Source organism: Glycocaulis sp. (assembly GCF_052168375.1).
Classification (GTDB): domain Bacteria; phylum Pseudomonadota; class Alphaproteobacteria; order Caulobacterales; family Maricaulaceae; genus Glycocaulis.
Genome location: NZ_JBQLZR010000255.1, coordinates 1 through 1662 on the forward strand (window position 1 = coordinate 1; position 1662 = coordinate 1662).

A 1662-nucleotide genomic window follows, 5' to 3' on the forward strand; every position below is an offset into this window, starting at 1 on the left:
GGCCAGATGCGGAGCAACAAGGAAGCCAAGAAGCCCAAGAAGGAAAAGCCGAAGGTGACGGCGGCTGCGCCGGCACGCACAGCGGTCGACCGGATGAAGGAATCGCAAGACCGCTCGAAGGCGCGCAAGCCGAGCTAGGGATTCCTGCTAAAGAGGCTCGACCTCGCGTTCGATCTCGGTCAGCCGGTCGCCGAGAGCAGCGATATCATATTGGGATTGCAGGTTAAGCCAGAAGCCGGGCGTTGTGCCAAAGGCCCGCGAGAACCGCAGCGCCATTTCTGCGGATACCGCCTGCTTGCCGTTCACGATCCGGGACACATTGGCTGGTGTCGTGTGAAGCCGCGCGGCCAGCGCCACCGCCGACAGGCCGAGCGGCACCATGAAGTCCTCCTTCAAGATTTCACCAGGGTGAATATCAAGGCCGAGCAGGGGTTTATGTGCGCCGTCCATTTCATGCCTCCGCCACATCAATGATAGTCCGTGATCTCAACGTCAGCGGGTCCAGTTTCGGTCCAGACGAAACAAATCCGCCATTGATCGTTGACGCGGATTGAGTGCTGGCCTGCGCGATCACCCTTTAACGCCTCCAGCCGGTTGCCGGGTGGTGCCTTCAGGTCGTCCAGTAGGGTCGCTGCGTTCAGCAGAGCCAGCTTTCGCGCTGCTATCCGTGATACTGAGCCCCAGCCTGCCTTTCGCGGCACAGCGCCAGTTTCCGCAAACAAGCGGGCCTCGCGATCACGCCACGAAACGATTATCGAACACTGGTATTACGCATTACGTAATAGGTCAAGCCTTCACCTTCGCCACCCCGCCGCTTTCGGCATAGCCGGCCTCGAAGGGCCGGACATGGCGGATAGCGCTCTTGCGGCGCTCCCAGCCCGCGAGGATGGCCGCGCCATGGCGCGAACCGGTGGCCTCGACATGCGCCTCGATCAGCGCGCGGCAACGCGCCTCCGCTTCGCTGGTCAGGTCACTGACGAAGACGGTTTCTGCGTTGAGGCGAGGCTCCAGCCGGTTGTCTTCATCGAGCACGAAGGCTTCCCCGCCTGTCATGCCGGCGGCAAAGTTGTCACCGACCTTGCCAAGGATTACCGCCACGCCGCCGGTCATGTATTCGCAGCCATTGGCGCCGCAGCCCTCCACGACAACCGTCGCGCCGGAATTGCGCACGGCAAAGCGCTGACCGGCCCCGCCGGCGGCGAAAAGCGCACCGGACGTTGCGCCGTAAAGGACGGTATTGCCGATAATGGCATCGCCCGGCGCCTCGGCCTTGCAGCCGCCAAACGGACGGATGGCGATCACCGCGCCGGAGAGGCCCTTGCCGACATAATCATTGGCATCGCCTTCCAGTTCGATGCGCAGCCCCTTGGCGGCGAAAGCGCCCAGTGACTGACCAGCAGAGCCATTGAGATGAAGGGTCAGCTGGCCATCAGTCAGTCCATCCGGGCCGAACTTGCGCACGATGGCAGATGACACCCGCGTACCGACGGCGCGGTCGGTGTTTCGCACGTCATAGACGAGCTGCATCTTCTCGGCGCGCGAGAAGACAGCGCTTGCATCTTTCAGGATCTGCTCGTCGAGGCTGGTCGCCACCGCATTACGCTGCACGCGCGTCGAGCGCGGCGGGCGGGCATGGGGGTCAACCCGCACGAGAAGCGGGTT

Annotated in this window: 2 protein-coding genes and 1 pseudogene; all 3 read right to left on the bottom strand. The window is 63.1% G+C overall.

Going from position 1 to position 1662, the window contains the following annotated elements; translation table 11 throughout:
- Positions 1 to 147 precede the first annotated feature (147 nt).
- Positions 148 to 450 (bottom strand): HigA family addiction module antitoxin, encoded by a 303-nt coding sequence (locus tag ACTS2Z_RS10450; RefSeq protein WP_442573153.1) that lies wholly within the window; start codon positions 448 to 450, stop codon positions 148 to 150.
- A gap of 17 nt (positions 451 to 467) precedes the next feature.
- Positions 468 to 755 (bottom strand): type II toxin-antitoxin system RelE/ParE family toxin, encoded by a 288-nt coding sequence (locus tag ACTS2Z_RS10455; RefSeq protein ID WP_442573154.1) that lies wholly within the window; start codon positions 753 to 755, stop codon positions 468 to 470.
- Between the two features lie 31 nt (positions 756 to 786).
- Positions 787 to 1662, bottom strand: a pseudogene (locus ACTS2Z_RS10460) (glutamate synthase large subunit); the annotation flags it as partial.